2 protein-coding genes are annotated in these 1166 nt (G+C 58.1%); both read right to left on the bottom strand.

Going from position 1 to position 1166, the window contains the following annotated elements; genetic code table 11:
• Positions 1 to 508: protein phosphatase 2C domain-containing protein (locus EJP87_RS16815; protein WP_193771503.1), on the bottom strand; the 508-nt coding region annotated here is incomplete at its 3' end.
• 131 nt (positions 509 to 639) lie between these two features.
• Positions 640 to 1166 (bottom strand): formylglycine-generating enzyme family protein (locus EJP87_RS16810; RefSeq protein WP_130472975.1); only part of this gene is annotated, 527 nt, incomplete at its 5' end.

The following is a 1166-nucleotide window of genomic DNA, read 5'->3' as shown; positions in this document are numbered from 1 at the left end:
CACAAGGGGGGCCGTTGGCGGGGATGCGCAGCAGTTTGCCATCGCCGATCTGCCCGGCAAAGACCAACTCCTCCTGGATCAGCAGCAAGAGCAGGGTTGCACCATAGCGGCGCAAGAGTGCGGCTTCATCGCCAATCGGGGCTGCATCGAGGTGGGCGTGGTGCTGGAATACCGCCTGGCGCCAGCGACGGCGCAAAAAACGGGCAAAATCGCTGCGCAGAGCGTTGAGCAGTTGTTGGGGATGGGTAAAGGAAAGAGTCCACTCTTGCAGAAGCTGCAGAGATTCGGCAACCGCCAGTTGTGCACCCTGTTCGCTGCGATCATAGGAGGATCCGCCATGGCCGTCGGCGATAGCCAGGAGCAGAGTGGCCGGTTGCGGTTCTGCTTGCCAGAGCCAGCCACAGGCATCCTGACAGGGCAGTTGGCGGAGGAGATGTGCCGCTCCCGTGCGTTGCGCCCCTAACAGCGTGCCATAAGGGGGGCAGGGGTGATGCAGTGGGCTGTTCATGGCCTACTCTATCCATTGCTGCGCATTTTGAGTTTATGCCCTGGTAACTATTCACCACCCAACACAACTGCGGGTCCAGGGAGCCCTCCCTGGACCCCCAGTTGTATTGGGTGGTGAATAGTTACCAAAGATCAAATACGCAGCAAGCGGAAACCATAATCATATCCGCGATAGTCGCCACGCCCCCAATCGCGATAGGAAGCACGCAAAAATTTGCTTTGATCGCTCCAAGAACCGCCGCGCAACACATGGTCACCACTGCCCTCATTCTGTCGCAACGGGTTGCAAGCCCGCGCTCCTGCTTTGGCATAGGCCATGTCATCATACCAATCTTCACACCACTCCCAAACATTGCCACACATATCATGCAAACCCAAACCGTTGGCACCCTTTTCTCCCACCGGATGGGTGCACTCCTGGCTGTTGTCGGCATACCAGGCCACGCTCTCCGCTTCGTCACTGCCTGCAAAACGCTGCTCTTCGCCGCCAGAGCGACAGGCATATTCCCACTCCGCCTCGGTGGGCAGTCGATAGCGATAACTGCCCATCGCATTGAGTTTGACAATAAACTGCTGCACATCCTCCCAGGAGACCTGCTCCACCGGATAGTCTGCACCCTTTTGAAAATAGGCGGGGTTGTGGCCCATCACCTGCTGCC

This window comes from Candidatus Magnetaquicoccus inordinatus (genome assembly GCF_004217665.1).
Taxonomy (GTDB): Bacteria; Pseudomonadota; Magnetococcia; order Magnetococcales; family Magnetaquicoccaceae; genus Magnetaquicoccus; species Magnetaquicoccus inordinatus.
Note: the sequence above shows the minus strand (reverse complement) of the source record. Positions and strands in the feature narration are given on the sequence as shown.